This window comes from Microbulbifer taiwanensis, assembly GCF_014904815.1.
In the GTDB taxonomy this organism is placed as follows: Bacteria; Pseudomonadota; Gammaproteobacteria; order Pseudomonadales; family Cellvibrionaceae; genus Microbulbifer; species Microbulbifer taiwanensis.
Genome location: NZ_JACZFR010000035.1, coordinates 16,634 through 32,458 on the forward strand (window position 1 = coordinate 16,634; position 15,825 = coordinate 32,458).

At 64.0% G+C, this 15,825-nt stretch carries 18 protein-coding genes; 7 read left to right on the top strand and 11 right to left on the bottom strand.

Translation table 11 applies throughout. The features are described from left to right. Positions 1-185: 185 nt before the first annotated feature. Complete coding sequence (locus IG627_RS13105; protein WP_193192820.1) at positions 186-1,019, bottom strand: helix-turn-helix domain-containing protein; 834 nt, start codon at positions 1,017-1,019, stop codon at positions 186-188. A gap of 172 nt (positions 1,020-1,191) precedes the next feature. Between IG627_RS13105 and IG627_RS13110 the strand changes: the two genes are divergently transcribed. The 5 genes from IG627_RS13110 (at position 1,192) to IG627_RS13130 (ending at position 4,500) form a co-directional block, all read left to right on the top strand. Next, positions 1,192-2,175 (top strand): alpha/beta fold hydrolase, encoded by a 984-nt coding sequence (locus IG627_RS13110; RefSeq protein WP_193192821.1) that lies wholly within the window; start codon positions 1,192-1,194, stop codon positions 2,173-2,175. Between the two features lie 147 nt (positions 2,176-2,322). Next, entirely contained in the window at positions 2,323-3,162 is an 840-nt protein-coding gene (gene cysQ, locus IG627_RS13115) for a 3'(2'),5'-bisphosphate nucleotidase CysQ (protein ID WP_193192822.1), read from the top strand. 106 nt (positions 3,163-3,268) lie between these two features. Beyond that, positions 3,269-3,475 carry a hypothetical protein gene (locus IG627_RS13120; protein ID WP_193192823.1) on the top strand — a complete coding sequence of 69 codons (207 nt, stop codon included), beginning with the start codon at positions 3,269-3,271 and terminating at the stop codon, positions 3,473-3,475. A 144-nt stretch (positions 3,476-3,619) separates the two neighbouring features. Beyond that, positions 3,620-3,901, top strand: coding sequence for a type II toxin-antitoxin system HicB family antitoxin (locus IG627_RS13125; protein WP_193192824.1), 282 nt, complete (start codon positions 3,620-3,622; stop codon positions 3,899-3,901). 32 nt (positions 3,902-3,933) lie between these two features. Beyond that, positions 3,934-4,500, top strand: a complete 567-nt coding sequence (locus tag IG627_RS13130) for an outer membrane protein (RefSeq protein WP_193192825.1) — start codon at positions 3,934-3,936, stop codon at positions 4,498-4,500. A 99-nt stretch (positions 4,501-4,599) separates the two neighbouring features. Here IG627_RS13130 and IG627_RS13135 read toward each other — a convergent pair whose 3' ends face one another. From IG627_RS13135 to IG627_RS13180, 10 genes are all read right to left on the bottom strand, one after another. Further along, positions 4,600-5,643, bottom strand: a complete 1,044-nt coding sequence (locus IG627_RS13135; RefSeq protein ID WP_193192826.1) for a hypothetical protein — start codon at positions 5,641-5,643, stop codon at positions 4,600-4,602. A 100-nt stretch (positions 5,644-5,743) separates the two neighbouring features. Beyond that, positions 5,744-6,190, bottom strand: coding sequence for a hypothetical protein (locus tag IG627_RS13140; protein ID WP_193192827.1), 447 nt, complete (start codon positions 6,188-6,190; stop codon positions 5,744-5,746). Between the two features lie 70 nt (positions 6,191-6,260). After that, complete coding sequence (locus IG627_RS13145) at positions 6,261-6,872, bottom strand: 2OG-Fe(II) oxygenase (RefSeq protein ID WP_193192828.1); 612 nt, start codon at positions 6,870-6,872, stop codon at positions 6,261-6,263. A 36-nt stretch (positions 6,873-6,908) separates the two neighbouring features. Continuing rightward, positions 6,909-8,339 carry a DUF58 domain-containing protein gene (locus IG627_RS21190; RefSeq protein WP_193192829.1) on the bottom strand — a complete coding sequence of 477 codons (1,431 nt, stop codon included), beginning with the start codon at positions 8,337-8,339 and terminating at the stop codon, positions 6,909-6,911. Next, positions 8,336-9,346 carry an AAA family ATPase gene (locus IG627_RS13155; protein ID WP_193192830.1) on the bottom strand — a complete coding sequence of 337 codons (1,011 nt, stop codon included), beginning with the start codon at positions 9,344-9,346 and terminating at the stop codon, positions 8,336-8,338. The genes IG627_RS21190 and IG627_RS13155 overlap by 4 nt, the downstream gene beginning before the upstream one ends. Next, the gene (locus tag IG627_RS13160; protein ID WP_193192831.1) at positions 9,343-10,659 is read right to left on the bottom strand and encodes a DUF4350 domain-containing protein; all 1,317 of its coding nucleotides are present in this window, start codon (positions 10,657-10,659) and stop codon (positions 9,343-9,345) included. Before IG627_RS13160 ends, IG627_RS13155 begins: the two co-directional genes overlap by 4 nt. Next, positions 10,649-12,256, bottom strand: coding sequence for a hypothetical protein (locus tag IG627_RS13165; protein WP_193192832.1), 1,608 nt, complete (start codon positions 12,254-12,256; stop codon positions 10,649-10,651). The genes IG627_RS13160 and IG627_RS13165 overlap by 11 nt, the downstream gene beginning before the upstream one ends. Next, a complete protein-coding gene (locus tag IG627_RS13170; RefSeq protein ID WP_193192833.1) occupies positions 12,253-13,251 on the bottom strand; it encodes a stage II sporulation protein M in 999 nt (332 codons plus the stop codon). The genes IG627_RS13165 and IG627_RS13170 overlap by 4 nt, the downstream gene beginning before the upstream one ends. Next, positions 13,248-13,925: an RDD family protein gene (locus IG627_RS13175; protein ID WP_193192834.1), complete on the bottom strand. Its 678-nt coding sequence runs from the start codon at positions 13,923-13,925 to the stop codon at positions 13,248-13,250. The genes IG627_RS13170 and IG627_RS13175 overlap by 4 nt, the downstream gene beginning before the upstream one ends. Positions 13,926-13,952: 27 nt before the next feature. Continuing rightward, positions 13,953-14,696, bottom strand: coding sequence for a hypothetical protein (locus IG627_RS13180; protein ID WP_193192835.1), 744 nt, complete (start codon positions 14,694-14,696; stop codon positions 13,953-13,955). 171 nt (positions 14,697-14,867) lie between these two features. Between IG627_RS13180 and IG627_RS13185 the strand changes: the two genes are divergently transcribed. Together IG627_RS13185 and IG627_RS13190 are read left to right on the top strand one after the other, a co-directional pair. Beyond that, a complete protein-coding gene (locus IG627_RS13185) occupies positions 14,868-15,437 on the top strand; it encodes a DUF2939 domain-containing protein (protein ID WP_193192836.1) in 570 nt (189 codons plus the stop codon). An 8-nt stretch (positions 15,438-15,445) separates the two neighbouring features. After that, the gene (locus IG627_RS13190; RefSeq protein WP_193192837.1) at positions 15,446-15,823 is read left to right on the top strand and encodes a DUF2237 family protein; all 378 of its coding nucleotides are present in this window, start codon (positions 15,446-15,448) and stop codon (positions 15,821-15,823) included. Positions 15,824-15,825: the final 2 nt, after the last annotated feature.

Consider the following 15,825-nt stretch of genomic DNA (forward strand, 5'->3'; position numbering starts at 1 on the left):
GGCACGGCATTGTTAGGGCGGGTGACCGGGAAATGCTCCCGCGCTGGCGAGGCGATCTTCCCGGTTTACAACAGCGATACCAGCGCTGCCAGATCATCGCGGCATTGTGCTTGAGCTTGTATGGCAAAGGACATGCCTGTTTCTCTGCTGGTGCCGATACTTTGATCGCGGTGTAAACAGAGCGGTTAGGGGGCCTCTCGCGCGAGCTGCCGGCACAGCTCCGCGGTTGCCTCGTCCTCCGGAAAACAGCTCTCGATGCGCAGTTCCGCGAGGTTTACGTCGCGCGGCGTGCCGAAAGTGGTGATGCTGGAGAAGAAGCGCAGTTGCTGCTGATCCCTGCGCAGCACGGTTGCCAGGAGCGGCGAGGGGGGCATCTCCAGCTCGCGTGTGCGCCAGCGCGCCGGTACGCCCGGATAGGAGAGCATTTCATCCAACAGGGCGCGCGCGGTGGCATTGGTCGGCGCCGCCGCCACCTCGCTGTGCAGGTGGTGAATCAGGCTGCCCGCAACCTCCTCCCAGTTCGCGATGGCCGCGCGCAGGTCCTGTGGGTCGAAAAACTGGCGCAGCATATTCTGATGTGCGCTGCTGCGCCCGCGCATCACAAACCGGTTGATGCGCTGCGCAGCGCGGTTCACCATCAGCAGATCCCAGTGCCGGTTTAGCAGAAATGCGGGGTAGGGTTCCTGCTGGCTGAGCATCAAATCGATAGCGTGGCGCACCCGCGCCATTTCCGGCGTGTCCAATGAGATTTCGGAGTACTGTGGGGCGAAGCCCGCGGCCAGCAATAAAGAATTGCGCTCGCGCAGCGGCATTTCCAGCACGTCGGCGAGCCGCATCACCATCTCGCGACTGGGCCGCGCCCTGCCGGTTTCGATACAGCTTAGATGGCGGGCCGATATCCCGGCTTCGAGCGCCAGGTCGAGCTGGCTGAAGCGCCGGGCCGCGCGCCATTCCCGCAGCAAAGAACCCACGGGCGCGGGGCGCACTGCCTGGCTGGGAAGCGCATCGGCGGTATTCATTTCTTGTCTCCACCTCAACCAGTGCCATGCAGCACAAAATAATACGGCGCCATTGTACTGAAAACCATGACCTCGGAGATCATGTGTACATGATCTGCCGGGTGATTGCCGGCGCGCGCTGCTCCTCCGAATATGACCGTCGTCAATTCGGCAAAGATTATGAGGAGAAAACATGCATCGCAGGGATTTCATCAAGATGACAACGAGTGCGCTCGCGCTGGGCGCAGTTGGCGGGCAGTCCGGCATCGCGAGTGGAGTCGCCCCGCAGGGGGTTGTGGGTGAAGCCATGAATGTCGCCGCCTTCCACGCGGCGAGGCGCTTTGCCGAGACGCGCTTCGGCAGAATCGCCTATATCGACCGCGGCGCCGGAGAGGTTGCGCTCTTCCTGCACGGCTTTCCACTCAACAGTTTTCAGTGGCGCGGGGCCATAGACCGCCTGTCGGCCCATCGCCGTTGTGTCGCACCGGATTTCCTGGCCATGGGCTACACACAAGTGGCCGAGGGCCAGAGCGTCACGCCCGATGCGCAGGTCGAGATGCTGTTGGCGCTGCTGGATCAGCTCGCGATCACGAGTGTCGACCTGGTCGCGAACGACAGCGGAGGTGCGGTCGCCCAGTTATTCGTCACCCGGCATCCCGAGCGCGTGCGCACCCTGCTGCTGACCAACTGCGACACGGAGATGGATTGCCCCCCGCCCGCTTTGCTGCCGGTGATCGAGATGTCCAAACAGGGCGTGTTCGTGGACCAGTGGCTCGCGCCCTGGCGCGCCGACAAGGCGCTCGCGCGCTCCGCAGAGGGTATTGGCGGCATGTGCTATGCGGACCCGGCCCACCCGGGTGACGAAGCAATAGAGTGCTATTTTGCGCCGTTGCTGAGCTCACCATGGCGCAAGGGGCTGGCGCACGCCTATGCCATCGCGCTCGAGCGCAACTGCCTGGAAGGCATAGAGCCGCTTCTCAAAAGATGCAGTGTGCCGACGCGTATCCTCTGGGGTACCGGCGATACCATATTCTCCGCGCAGAGCCCGGATTACCTGGATCGCAGCTTCGGCAATTCGCAGGGCGTACGCCGGCTCGCCGGCAGCAAGCTGTTCTGGCCGGAGGAGCGCCCGGATGTGATCGCCGAAGAGGCGCGCCGACTGTGGGGGCTGGCCTGAACGGAAAACCGAAAGCGGATGCCCGGGCCCTCTGGTGTAAGGAACTAGGGCCTGTTGACACTAAATTGATGGCCATCAATTTAGTGTCAACAGGCCCTAGCAGCGCCAACTGCGTATAATGCCCCGCTCATAGAGATGGGAGCAGTTATGGACAGAGCACTGGATAATAAGGCATTGGTGGAGCGGGTGATCGAAATCTGCACCCGCGCGGGTGAGGCGATCCTCGATGTCTATAACAGCAGCGCCGAGCTGCAGGTGGACACCAAGGCGGACGACTCGCCGGTAACCGCCGCCGACCTGGCCGCGCACAAGGTACTGGCGCCGGCGCTGGCGCAGCTGATCGACGGCGTGCCGGTGCTGTCGGAAGAGCAGGAGATGCCTTCCTTTGGCGAGCGCAGCCAGTGGCAGCGCTACTGGATTGTCGACCCCCTGGACGGCACCAAGGAGTTTATCCGCCGCACCGGTGAGTTCACCGTCAATGTGGCGCTGGTCGACAAGGGCGAGCCGGTGCTGGGGGTGGTGCATGTGCCGGTACTGGATATCACCTATGCCGGTGTGAAAGGTGCCGGCGCCTTCAAGCGCAGCGCCGGGGGAGAAGAGGAAATCCGCGTGCGCCCGCTGCAGCCGCGTCTGGACGCCGGCGCGGCGGTGGAGCTGGTGGCGAGCCGCAGCCACGGCGCCGGTGCCGTGGACCAGCTGGTGGAGCGCATCGAGTCGAGCCTCGGCAGCGTGGCCTGCAAAAACATGGGCAGCTCCCTGAAGCTGTGCCTGGTGGCCGAGGGCGCCGCGGACCTGTACCCGCGCCTGGCACCCACCTGCGAGTGGGACACGGCGGCGGCCCAGGCGGTGGTGGAGGCCGCCGGCGGCACCGTGGTCGATGACCAGTTTCAGCTGCTGCGCTACAACACCAAGGATTCGCTACTGAACCCCTTCTTTTACGTGATCGGCGATCCCTCCTTCGATTGGCGCGAATTGCTCACAAAGTAACCGCCCGTCGACTAGACTTTCTAAACTTCGCCCGCGAATTGCCGGGCGGAGTATCTGAGTCCAGTGAAGAATCTGGTGCCCGTCGGCGCCAGCTTGGGGTAGAGCCATGTCCAGTCTCCGCAGCGCGCATGTCAATATCAGTGAAGGTGAGATTCGCAGATTGCGCCGGCAGCTGGAAACGGAAATCACCTGGTTGCAGCGACAGATGGAAGAGATGGGCAGTGCCGGTTCGGATCTGGATGTGTCATTACAACAGACCTACAAGGAAATGATTTTTTCCCGTCGCGCGCTGCTCGGGCGCATACCGCGCTGAGGAAATCAATTACCGCTGTCCGCAAAAACTGCGAACGTATTCTCCCTTCCGCTATTTCCCCGCGCGCCATTTTTTGCCTTTCCGGCCACGAAAAAATAAATTCCGTCTACGCTTGGTGAGTTAATGTCATAAGAGTAGCTCCCGATGCGCTATCCGGTTGTGGTTCACAATATCGAATACGCCGGCTTCGGTGCCATTGCGCCGGACCTGCCTCACTGTCACTGCCACGCCGATACACTGGACACAACCTTGCAGAAGATGGCGGAGACCATTCTGCAGCGGTTGGAGGAAGTGCGCGCAGCCGGCGAGTCGCCGCCGCCGCCGGGGGATATTGATATCCTGCGTGAGAACCCCGCCTTCGCCGGCGGTATCTGGGCCATCATCGATGTGGCCCATGCCCACAGTTCCCCGAAAGCCGAACCCTGATTGTCTGCAACAAAGTTCCAAGGAAGGTTGTAATGAAGAAGTTTCTGTTCGCTCTCGCCCTGCTCTACTCGGCAGGGGCCGGTGCCCAGGCGTGGAACAATCCCTTCGAAGGTATCTGTGCCGGCGAGTACCGCGTGGTAGCCAACTTCGGCGCCGGCACCGCCCAGCAGCAGATCAATAAAGATGGCGATACCTTCGGCCAGGCCAGTATCGGCATCACCCCGGCCATCGGGGTCTGGCAGGTGGAACTGCGCTACTCGAATTTCGACGACGGCAATATCTCCGTCGACCAGTACGGCGTCAATTTCAAGGTGGACTTTACCCTCAACTGCGATGTGCAGTGTCTCTACTGGATGGCGGGCTGGAACTACGGCGATTTTGACGTCGACAGGGTGAAGCGCGGCGGGGAGTTTGTTCTCGTGGATCAGAGCGGCGACGACAACTACTGGAATGCCGGTGTCGGTTACCGCTACAACTGGACCCGCTCTTTCGACACCTCAGTCGAGTACAGCTACTACGACGTCGACAGGCCGACCTCCTACGAGTACGACCTGGGGCATTTGCGCGCGTTGACGCTGAATTTCGGTTACCGTTTCTGATATTGATCGCGGCCACCGGCGGACGGCCGCCCCGCCGCTCCTACAAGCCCCTGTAGGAGCGGCCCATGGCCGTGATCGATTCGGCTATTCCCACTGAATTCAGAAGGCGTAACTCAGGCTCATATTCAACCCATCCTCCCGCGCCAGCTGGAAGCCGTTGTAGTCGGCGGAAATATTGCCGATCCACTCGAGCCCCAGGCGCACCCCCGCCAGCGCACCCTGCTGGCCCACCAGGTTGACACCCAGGCCGTAGTCCAGCAGTTCGCCGCCGTAGTTGCCCTGCAGGTCTGCCGGGCTGGAGTGGTTGTGCGGACCATTGTAGTGACCGTCGACATCCCCCTCTTTTGCGTACTGCAGTCGCGCCGACAGGCTGATCCAGTCCGCCAGCCGGTAGGCGCTCCAGGCGGTGGCGCCGTAGCGCTCGCCGAAGGCGAAGCCGGAATCGTTCTCGTCCTCCAGCGGCAGCCGCGCCGACAGCTGCGCGCCCCAGCTCAGCCTTTCCAGCGCGCTGGTATAGGTGATTGACGGCAGCAGGTCCCAGGTGCCGGTCCCCAGTTGCATGCCGTAGTGGGTGAAGGCGCCGTCGGCATTCTTCTCGTCCACCGAGCCGGTGGGTGCGCTCAGGCCGAGCGTCGCGTGCAGGCGATAGCCCCGGGTGTCGGCGAGGCGGAAGAGTCCGCCGACGACGGTATCGCCGACACCGGATACGTCGTGCCGGTGGCCGCCCATCTTATGGTCACCGTGCATATCGCCCATGTGGCCGTGGCCACCGGCGATCATCTCCATCGACATGTCCATGGTCATGTACTGCGGCATCAGCATCAGGGTCAGGTCGTCGGATACCGCGTACATGATATCCAGCATATGCATGTCCATGGTCATGCCCGTCGGTATCATCGAGTAGCCGGCCATGCCCAGTTCCATGGCGCCGACCTTGTCGGAGCCGCTGTACACATCACTGTACTCTTCGCGCATGGCGTGGTAGCCGAACATCCACTCGCCCTTTGCGTGCAGGTGGTCGGCCATAACGCCGGCCGGTGCGTGCCCTTCGGGCAGGTAATTGGGGGTGTCGTCGTGGGCAAATACCAGCGGTGCGGCCAGACAGACGGAAGTGGCCAGCAGGGTTTTCTGGAATGCTTTCATTGTTTTTTCCCATGGCGGCGCGGCCGCCGCTCAATGGCGGCCGCGATAAACTGAAGGCGCGGACAGGGATAACTGTCGCGAATCGAAAATATTCTGGTGTCTATGCGCTATGGGAAGCGGGAGGTGCGCGCGTCGGCGGCAGCAGGTAGCTGCGCTGCCGCGTCGGGGCCAGTGTATTGGCAGCCGGCGCTCGATTGCCACTGGCGGAGAAAGGCGGCAGCGCCAGCGCAGGTGCGGTTGCTATGCCGGTGCCGGCGGAAAAGCTGCAGTGATTGTCGGCGAAGGTCTGCGCCGTCAGCGCGTCGTGATTGTGATCGCCGCTGTGGCCGTGATGGGCGTGCTCCCACTGCGCCAGTGCATTGAGCAGCAGCGCGCTGCGGCCGTCGCCGTGGCAGAGGCCGTAGGGGGTGCCGGCGGTGAAAGGTGCCGGCATAAAGCCTGCTGGTACCAGGCCGCGTACGGCGAGAAACAGGCACAACAGCAGCGCCGCCTGCCACCGGGACAGGCGCGCATAACATCGATAACGGTGCCGTTTGCGCTGTGCCATTGATCTTATCGGAGTGTCGTCCGGCACAATATAACGCAATTCCTTGCCTTTTGGCGCCGTGGCGAGTTACTCAGCGAAGCAGGGATTTCAGCCGGGCGCTCAGCCGGTGGAAAAACCGGTGCTTGGCCCTGGCTCCGCCGCCGGTGAGGAAGTTGATCTGGATGGACTGGCGCCTGCCTTCGAAACTGGGATAGCCGTGCCAGCAGTTGTCGGTCACCTTGAAGGCCACCATGGCGCCGGGGCCCGGTGAAAGCTCCTCGGCAAAGTCGTCCATGTCGCTTCCGCCGCGCAGGATACGCAGGCGACCTGCCTGCGCTTCCCAACCCTCGTTGAGATAGACCAGGATGGTGACCAGTTTGGTCCTGGAATCGGTGTGAATGCGGCCGTCCTTTGCGCGGGAAAATCCGCGCAGCGTCGCCATCATCGGCTTGTCCATCACATCGACGGAAAACTTCTCGCCGATAATGCGCCGGAATTCGTCGCTGTCGAACTGCTCGACGAAGTGACGAAAATTCTCCGACATCTCCAAATCGTCGATATTGAAACTGCCACCTTTTTCCAGCGTCGGGAAATCGGTGATCAGAGACTGGATATGTTCGGAACCGACAGAACGCGCCAGGTAAAAATAGGGGTAGGGCTCGGTGTTGACCGCGGTGGACCTGAGTTGATTCAGCTGGAGCATAGTTATTGTTTTGGCCGTCGAATCGGCTGCGATTATTTAAATTTTTCCGCTGCGTTTCAGTTGCCAGTAGCTCTCCACCAGCGCCATATGCAGTTTGTCCGGTGCCGAGTCCACCACCAGCACATTGCGCGCGCGCAGCTGCTGCAGCAGTCGCGCGCGGCGCTGCAGGAAGTCCCTTGCCGCGGCGGTCTCTATGGCATCGCCAAAAGTTTCCACCGGTCTTTGCAGCAGCTCGTCCACGGCGGCTTCGCGCAGGCTGGCGACCATGACCAGGTGCCGGCGCGACAGCAGTTGCACCGCGGCCAGCAGTTCATCGCTGTCCTCGTCGCGCAGATTGGTGACCAGTATCACCAGTGCGCGGCGCGGGTGTGAGGCCAGCAGCTGCTGGGCGGCGCCGGAATAGTCCGCGTTGGCAGTGCCCGAGTGCAGGTCGTAGACGCTATTCAGCAGCAGGTTGATGCCACCCTCGCCCTTGACCGGCGGCAGCCGGGCGGGGGGGCGCCGGCCGCCACCGGCGTCTGCGGGGGAGGGGGGCGGGGCCCCCCCCCCGCCCTGCTTGATGGCCACATAGGCGGACAGCAGCAGCGCGTTCAGTGCGTGGTCGAAGTGACTCTGCTCCCCATCCTTGGCGCGCATGCGGCGGCCGCAGTCGAGCATATAGACGATCTCCTGGTCGCGCTCGTCCTGGTACTCGCGGCTGATCAGCTTACGCAGCCGCGCGCTGGCCCGCCAGTCCACCTGGCGCTGGCTGTCGCCCTCGCGGTACTCGCGCAGCTGGCGGAAATCCATACCCTCGCCGCGGCGCTGCTGCTGGTGCAGGCCGAGGAAGCGCAGGCTCTGCTCGGTGGACAGGGCCTGCAGCGAGGAGATGCCGAGAAAGTTCGGGTACACCTTGACCGACTGCGGCTCGCCGACCAGAACCCGGGTCTGCCACAGGCCCCAGGGGGAATCCGCCAGCACCTCTATACCGCCGAAATCCGCCTGGCCGCGGCGGTGCGGGACCAGCGGGTAGTCGAGTTCGACGCGCTGTCCCGGATGCAGCTGCGCGCGGCGCGGCAGCTGCTCGGCGGACAGCTGTGCCGGGACCCTGTCGCAGACGTTCAGCACCAGCGCGCGCGGCCCGGCGTTGTGCAGTGTCAGCCGCACCCGGTTGCGCACGCCCAGGGCCAGGTTGCCCGGCAGCTGCCGCGCGCCGTCGAGGCCGCGGACCCGGCGCCCGGTGAGAAGATCCAGCAGTGCGGCGCCGAGCAGCAGCGCGCCGGCGCCCCACCAGATGTTTTCCAGTGCAGCGGCAGCCTGCGGCTGCCAGATGCGCGCGGCGCTGATCAGCAGCGCCGCCAGGCACCAGTAGCCGAGCAGGGCGACCAGGCGGCGGCTGGGGCCGATTCCGCTGGTCCGTCCGGCCGCTTCGACGCCGATGCTTTCGCTGGCGGCGGCTCTGCTCAGCGCCGCGGCGTCCTCAATCACAACCGTGGCGCCTCGACGGTATCGATAATCTGCGCCAGTACCGAGTCCGGCGTCTCGCCGTCGATTTCCATATCCGGCGACAGTCCGACCCTGTGGCGCATCACCGGAATCGCCATCGCCTTGACGTCGTCCGGCAGTGCGAAATTGCGCCCGGCGAGCAGTGCCTGGGCGCGGGCCGCCTGCAGCAGGCCGATACTGGCGCGGGGGCCGGCGGGGCGGCGCAGTTGCGCGGATTCGCGGGTGGCGCGCACCAGGCGCACCGCGTAGTCGAGTACCTGCTGGTCCAGTGCGACCTGCGGAATTGTCGCCTGCAATTGTTGCAGCTGTTCTACGGTCAACTGCCCCGCCGGCGCCCGCTGCAGCTGCTGCTCTATGTGGCCGCTGCTGGCGGCAGCGGCCAGTTTCAGCTCCGCCTCCAGGCTGGGGAAGTCGATCAGTACCTTGAGCAGGAAGCGGTCCAGTTCCGCCTCCGGCAGCGGGTAGGTACCCTCCTGTTCTATCGGGTTCTGGGTCGCCAGCACCATAAAGGGCCGAGGTACCGGCAGTGCCTCGCCGTCGATGGTGACCTGCTTCTCCTGCATCACTTCCAGCAGCGCCGCCTGGGTCTTGGCCGGGGCGCGGTTGATCTCGTCGGCCAGCAGCAGGTTGGTGAACACCGGACCGCGGCGCACCTCGAAGCGGCTCTCGCCCATATGGTAAATCGCGTGGCCGGTGACATCCGCCGGCATCAGGTCCGGGGTGAACTGGATGCGGCGGAAGCTGCCGCCGAAGCAGTTGGCCAGGGAGCGCACCAGCAGCGTCTTGCCGAGGCCGGGCACGCCCTCCAGCAGCACGTGGCCGGAGGCCAGCAGCGCGATCAGCACCTGGTCGACCACGGCTTCCTGGCCGATCAGTAGCCGGTTGATGGCACCGCGCAGCAGTGCCAGTTGGTCGGACGCGGCTTTCCAGTCCGGCCCCGCCGCCTGTTCGCTGCGCTGTTGTTCAGATTCAAATGTGGTGTCGCTCATAGGGCTGCCTCGATTTGCTGCAGTTTGCGCATGCTTTCGGTAAACGCCTCTTCGCTGCGGGGCGGATCGCCCCACAGGCAGGCGGCAATGTCGGATTCGCTCAGGCCTGTCTGGCTGCTGAGCCGGGTGCACAATTGGCGCCTGACCGCGGTGCCGGCGTTGTCGCCCCCCAGGCGGCGCAGGAGCTGTCTGCGCTGTTCGGTCAAAAGGCGCTCGCATTTGTCGGGGCGCCAGTAGGAGTGGCCGCAGGCGGAGATGTGCCCCAGCAGTGAGCGCCGCGCCGCTTCCGGCTCCGCCGCCAGGGGGCCGAAGCGGCGCGCGCGCAGCAGCAGCCAGGCCAGCAGTGCCAGGGCACCGGCGAGGAAAAATTCGGAGCCGTAGCGGCGCGCGAGCACCAGCAGGGAATCGAAACGCGGCTGGGTCAGGAATACGAATTCGCCATCGGAGGCGAGAAGTTGCAGCAGGTAGGCGTGGTCGAAGTGGCCGATACGCTCGGAACGCCAGAGTCCGCCGTCGGCCAGCAGGGTGATCAGGCCCTCGCCGCGCTCGAACTGTATAAAGGGCACGCCCGTATCGCCGCGCCAGATCTTGGCCCAGAACACTGGCACGTCGGCGGCTTCATCTTCATCGCTGAGGGCGGGATGGTGCAGCAGTTGGCTGGCGTCGAAGTGCAGCTGGTAATCGCTGCCGTCGTCGGCGACCAGGGTGACCAGGTCCTCCGGGTCCACGTCCGGGTTGCGCGGCGGCACTGGTTCCTCGTCCGACGCCTCTTCCGCGCCCTTGTCCGTGCCCTTTCCTTCCCTGAGTTTGCGATTGTGTTCGCGCAGCATTTCGCTGGCGCTCTTGCCGCGGTACTGATCGGCATCCTCGCCCAGCAGCTGCCGGAAGGGGTGTTCGAAATTGAATGCCTCGCGCCCCTCATCCAGGGTGACTTCCAGCTGCTCCAGCAGCCAGTCGCGCTCGGCGCCGTCGAAACCGCTGGCGTGGGCAATTACTATCGCGTGGCCGCCGCGCCCCACCCAATCGAGCAGTTCCCGGGCCCGCTGCGGGTTGTACACCTGGGTGGAGCTGGCCACGAACAGGGTGTCCTGCGGGCTTATCTCCGCGAGTACCGAGATGTTGTCCGCGCGGCGGACCCTGAGCCCGGCGGCGGCGAGGAACTGCTCCGCCGCCAGGTAGGGATTGCGCCAGGCTTCGGCCCCCCAGCCGCGATCCACCTCCTCCGAGTAGCGCTCGAAAAACACAAACAGCAGAGCCGCCACAGCGGCGACCAGCAGCAGTAGCAGTCCCAGCAGCAGGCGTTTAATGCCCATTGGCGAAGGCCTCCCGCCACTGTCCGCACAGGGTTTCCACCCGTGTGGTTTCCGGCGCCCGGTGGGCGTAGGCCAGCTGCTGCCAGCTGGCGGTGAGCTGGTGTACGAAGCCGCTCAGGGGCGCGCTGACCGGCCTGCGGGCTTCCTCCCCGGACTGTGGTGCCGCATCGGGCTGCGGTGCCTTTTCGGATTGCCGCTGGCGCTGCTGCACCAACTGGGCGCACTCGCTCTCGGTCAGGTGATCGCCGAACTCGAACTGGTAGTCCTCGATCAGGTGCGACAAGGTCGCCCGGTACAGCAGGCCGAGTCCGTCGCGCTGGTCGCCGGCGCGCCACAGGCGCAGTACTTCGGCGCAGACATCCGCCGGCAGACTCGACTGGCGCACGTCCAGGCCAAACAGGGTTTCCGGTGTGGCCTTCTTCGGCGCGGCTTTTTTGCGCAACTGCAGGCTGCGCACAATCGCCTCCCGGTAGCGCCACAGCAGGTAGATCACCAGGCCGGCAACAACCAGCCACAGCAGTATTTCGATCAGCAGGCCGACAAAAGGACCCCAGCCCGACTCCTGATCGGTGTCGCGGGGGCGATTTTCCAGCCACTCCAGCAACGCAATCAGCCACTCGGGGAATTCGCTCTGGGTCCAGTCGATCTCCTTCAGGCGCCAGCCGCTGACCTGCTCCAGCTGGTGGAAGTCCTCGCCGGCGAGCACCTCGTCGATGGTCTCGCGCGCCTCCTGTGGGGTGTCGACCGAATCCGCGCGAACCTCGGGCGCCGCGCCGGCGGCGATACCGAGGGCGCACAGCAGCATCAGCTGCGCCGCCAGCGGCGCGCGGGATTTGCTCTTTTCCCGATGCTTGCGTTCGCGCTGGTGCCTGTCGCGCAGCTTGCGGAACTGTATCTCTATATCCCAGGCCTCCAGCTCGATGCGCCGGCCGATATACAGACAGAAACCGCTGACGACATAGAAGGGTGCCAGCGCGGCCATTACCAGCAGGTAGAGGGCGTTGACGGTCCACTCGAACCACTGGGTGTCGCCGCCAAACAGCGGCATCCAGTCGATCTGCACCTGCTCGGGAATAAACAGGTAGATCAGGGCGACCAGGGCGATCAGCAAAAAGGTTTCCAGGTGGAAGCCGGTCAGGGTCAGCCAGGTGGCGGCGCTGGCGTGCTTGCGGTGCAGCACACCGATACGCGCAGCGCGGGCGGCGCCACTGCTCTGTTCCAGCAGGGTGACCGGCATATCGAAGGCGCGGGTCGGGCTCAGGCGCCGCCAACTGATCCAGGCAAACCAGTCGCGGCGGTTCTGGGCAAAGAACTGTCGCAGTGCGGCGAGTGCGGAAACGCTTTCACCGAACAGGCTGCGGCTGGCCAGAAACAGCGGCAGCCGGTCGAACACCGGCTTCAGCCACCAGACCAGCAGCAGCGAAAGGTTGGGGGATTCCGGAATCAGCAGATAGCAGGCGCCGAACAGCAGTGCCGCCGGCAGCAGCCACACCAGAAACAGCGGCCACCACTGCTGCCGCGCCAGCGCTATGCCCAGGTCGATGGATTCCCACGGCGACCGCAGGCGCGCACGCACGGCCAGTCGTTCGAGATTCACGCTGCACCTCTATTTTCAGGGTGCGCCGCTCCATCAGGCCGCGGCGCTCCGCGCCCGGCCAGGGCGAAATAGGCGATAACCAGCAGCCACAGCAGCGCGCCGACGCCGAGTTTTAGCGCGATGGGCAGTGCCGTGCTCGATGACCAGAAAGCCTCGAGGAAGGCGGCGATCACCAGCATCAAAAAGGTGCCGTACATGATCTTCATCGCCTCGACGCTGGCGAGGCGCAATGCCACCCGGCGCCGGAGTCGGCCCGGATCCACCAGCGACTGCCCGAGGCGCAGCCCGGCGGCGCCGGCCAGCACTATGGCGGTCAACTCGAAGGCGCCGTGGCCTATCACAAACGGGTAGAAGGTCGTCACGAAGCCGACCCGGGTGATATGTCCGAATACTGCCCCCAAGACCAGGCCGTTGAAGACCAGGAAGAAGATGGATCCCAGGCCGAACAGCAGGCCGCCGGCGAAGGTGCGGAAGGCGATGCCGATATTGTTCTTGATATAGAAGCCGAACATCATCAGGTCCGAGTCGGAGCCGCGCTCGCGCCCCAGCACCCGGTTGCGCGGGTCGTACATGGACTCGAATTGCAGCACCTGGTCCGGCGCCATCACCGAGTAGATCAGGGCATCGTTGTGGTAGCTGCCGATACCGAGTACCAGCGCCGGCAACAGGAACAGTGCCGTCGCCAACAGTACCGTGCGCATCTGCGCGCGCACCGCCTGCGGAAAGCCGGCCAGCAGATACCAGAGCCAGGTATTCCTACGCAGCGTCTGCTGCTGGTAGACGCGGTGATGCGCGGCCATTACCAGCTGGTTCAGGCGGTCGATCAGTTGATTGGTGTACTGGCGCTCCTTGGCCACTGCCAGCTGCTGGCACAGGCCGCGGTAGGCCGCGGGCAGGTCCAGCGCCGCGGTTCCATCGGTATCGCCGCTCTTTAACCACTGTTCCAGCTGTTCCCAGCCGTCGCGGTAGCGATTCTCGAAGTCAATCTGTTTCATTTGCCCAGCAGCCAGTTACCGACCGAGCGCAGATAGTCGAGCGCGGCCCCGTCCTTCTTTCCGGTGATGGGTTCCAGCAGGTTCGCCAGCTCGCGCTGGCGCGCCTCGCTCAGCGCCTCGTGACGCTCGGCCAGGCTGATCAGCGCCTGTTGGTCCTGCAGCTGCAGCCCGCGGGGCGGCGCCAGCGGCGCGATCTCGGGCAGTGAGGTCGCCGTCTTCTCCGCCTGGCGGTAGACGACCATTGTGCCCGCGGCAAAGTCACCGAGCCGCTGGAAGTGGCGGCTCAGCGTCATGGAGATAACCCCTGTCGCATAGGCGAAGGGCAGGAAGTCGGCGAAGCGCAGCAGGTTGCGCAGCAGCGATGCGCCCCAGGAAACGGGAGTGAGGTTGTCGTTGACCACCATCAGGCCGAAGGCCTTCTTGCCCGGTGTCTGGCCGCCGCGCATCACCTCGAAAAAGACCGGGTAGAACCATTCCAGCAGAAAGGAACAGAGCAGCCAGATGCCCATGCCCGCGCGATCGGCGAATGCCAGCGCGATACCCAGGGCGGCGAGAATCAGCGTGCGGTAGAAAACATCGACAGCGTAGGCGAGCACGCGCGGCACAGGCCCGGCGGCCTGTGCGCGCAGATCTATCCCCTCAGGGGTCTCGACGTTATAGGTGGTGTCCAGCAAACCACCACTCCCATCAGGTCAGGTCAATCAGTCTTCCGCGCCGCCGAAGATGGTGCGGTAGATCACACCGTAGGCAATGGTCAGCAGTGGCAGCACCCAGATCAGGCCGATCAGCAGCGGCAGGGCGCCGGCAATGTACAGCAGTATGGCGACGATCAGGAAGCCGAAGAAGGGGAACCAGTGTTTGGTGATGGCCTTGCGCGAGGTCTCCAGTGCCTGCCAGGGCCCCAGGCCCTTGTCCACGATCAGTGGCAGGACCAGCATGTAGGCCACCGCCAGATAGATGCCCGGCAGTACCAGCAGCACGAAGCCGATCATTATCAGGATGGTCATCAGGATGTAAGCCACGACGATCGGCAACAGCTTGTCGAAGTAGGAGAAAATCTCGGTAGCGGAGGTCTTCTCGTCGCGGGCGATTTTAATGCCGATCATCAACATGCCAGCCATCATCGGCGCCACGACGATATTGACCAACAGGCTGTACAGCAAAGCGGAGCCTGCGGAGGCATTGGCCTGCTGTTCCAGGTCGAAGGCAGAGTAGCCGGTAATGATGCCGGCGACGAAACTGATCGCCATATAGGCGACGAAGTACAGGAGCAATGCCAGCCAGATTGTGCCCTTATTGCCCTTGGTGCGGCGCCAGGCCTCGCTGAGTATCTCGCCGATGTTGATGGCGTAGTCCCCCGCCAGTCCCTTTTCCAGAGAGCCGTAACTGCCGCTCTCCTCCCCGGTCGTCAGTTGCGCTTCCGGGGCCTTGTAAATATCGCTCATCGTCAGATGTCCTTCCGCAGTTCCTTGTTTGTTTTGAATACAGAGCCTTGACCGGGGACTATCTCACAGGCGCCGCCGACGGACAATCCCGCGCCAACCGAAGTGCAGGCAAATTAGGCGATGTTCCTGCCAGGGGATAAAATCCGCGCGAAATAGCGGGAAAGTGAAACTATGAAGAAATGGCTGTGCGTCGTCCTGATTTCATTGGCGCTGCTGGCGGCGGGCTATATCGCCCTGCCGCGCTACACCATCGGACAGCTGGAGCAGGCCGCGCGCAATGAGGACAGCGAGCAGCTGCAGCGCCATATCGACTTTCCCGCCCTGCGTGACAATCTGCAGCAGGGGCTGCAGCGACAGCTGCGCGAATCCATGGGCGAAGAGGTTCCGGCGGAACTTGGCGATTTTCTGGCCGCCGGCGCCAACCTGCTTATCGCGCCACTGCTGCAGCAGCTGGTGACCCCCGAGGGTATCGGCGAGCTGCTGCGCGGCGGCCGGGAGCTGCGTGAGTTCGAGCGCGAACTCTACCGGCAGTCTTCCCCCTCGACCCGGCAACAGCCGCAAGTGGAACTCGATGATGGAGCCGATTGGCAATTACATGGCTGGCGCTTTACCGGCGCCAGCCGCGTGACTGCCGACTATGGCGAAGCCGGTGCGGCTGAGCTGCGCCTGATACTCGAGCGGCGCGGGCTGCGCTGGCAGCTGGTCGATCTGGAATTGTTTCAAACCGGTAATGAAGGGTGAGCGAAAAGATGCAAATGGAAGCTTCGGTAAATGTATTCGGCGATCCGCTGCTGGCCTGCAGCCTGGATCCGGTGACCGGTTTTTTTCGCGACGGCTGCTGCAATACCAGTGAGCAGGACGCCGGCTCCCACACCGTCTGTATCGAGGTGACGGAAGATTTTCTGTCTTTCTCCCGCAGCCGCGGCAACGATCTCAGCACCCCGGTGGAGGAGTTCGGCTTTCCCGGCCTGAATCCCGGCGATCGCTGGTGCCTGTGCGCCGCCCGCTGGCTGGAAGCCCAGCAACTGGATATGGCGCCGCGTGTCTATTTGCAGCGCACCCATGTCAAAGCCCTGGAAATTGTGCCGCTGAGAATTCTGCGCGCGTACGCTGTGGATCTCAATTGACC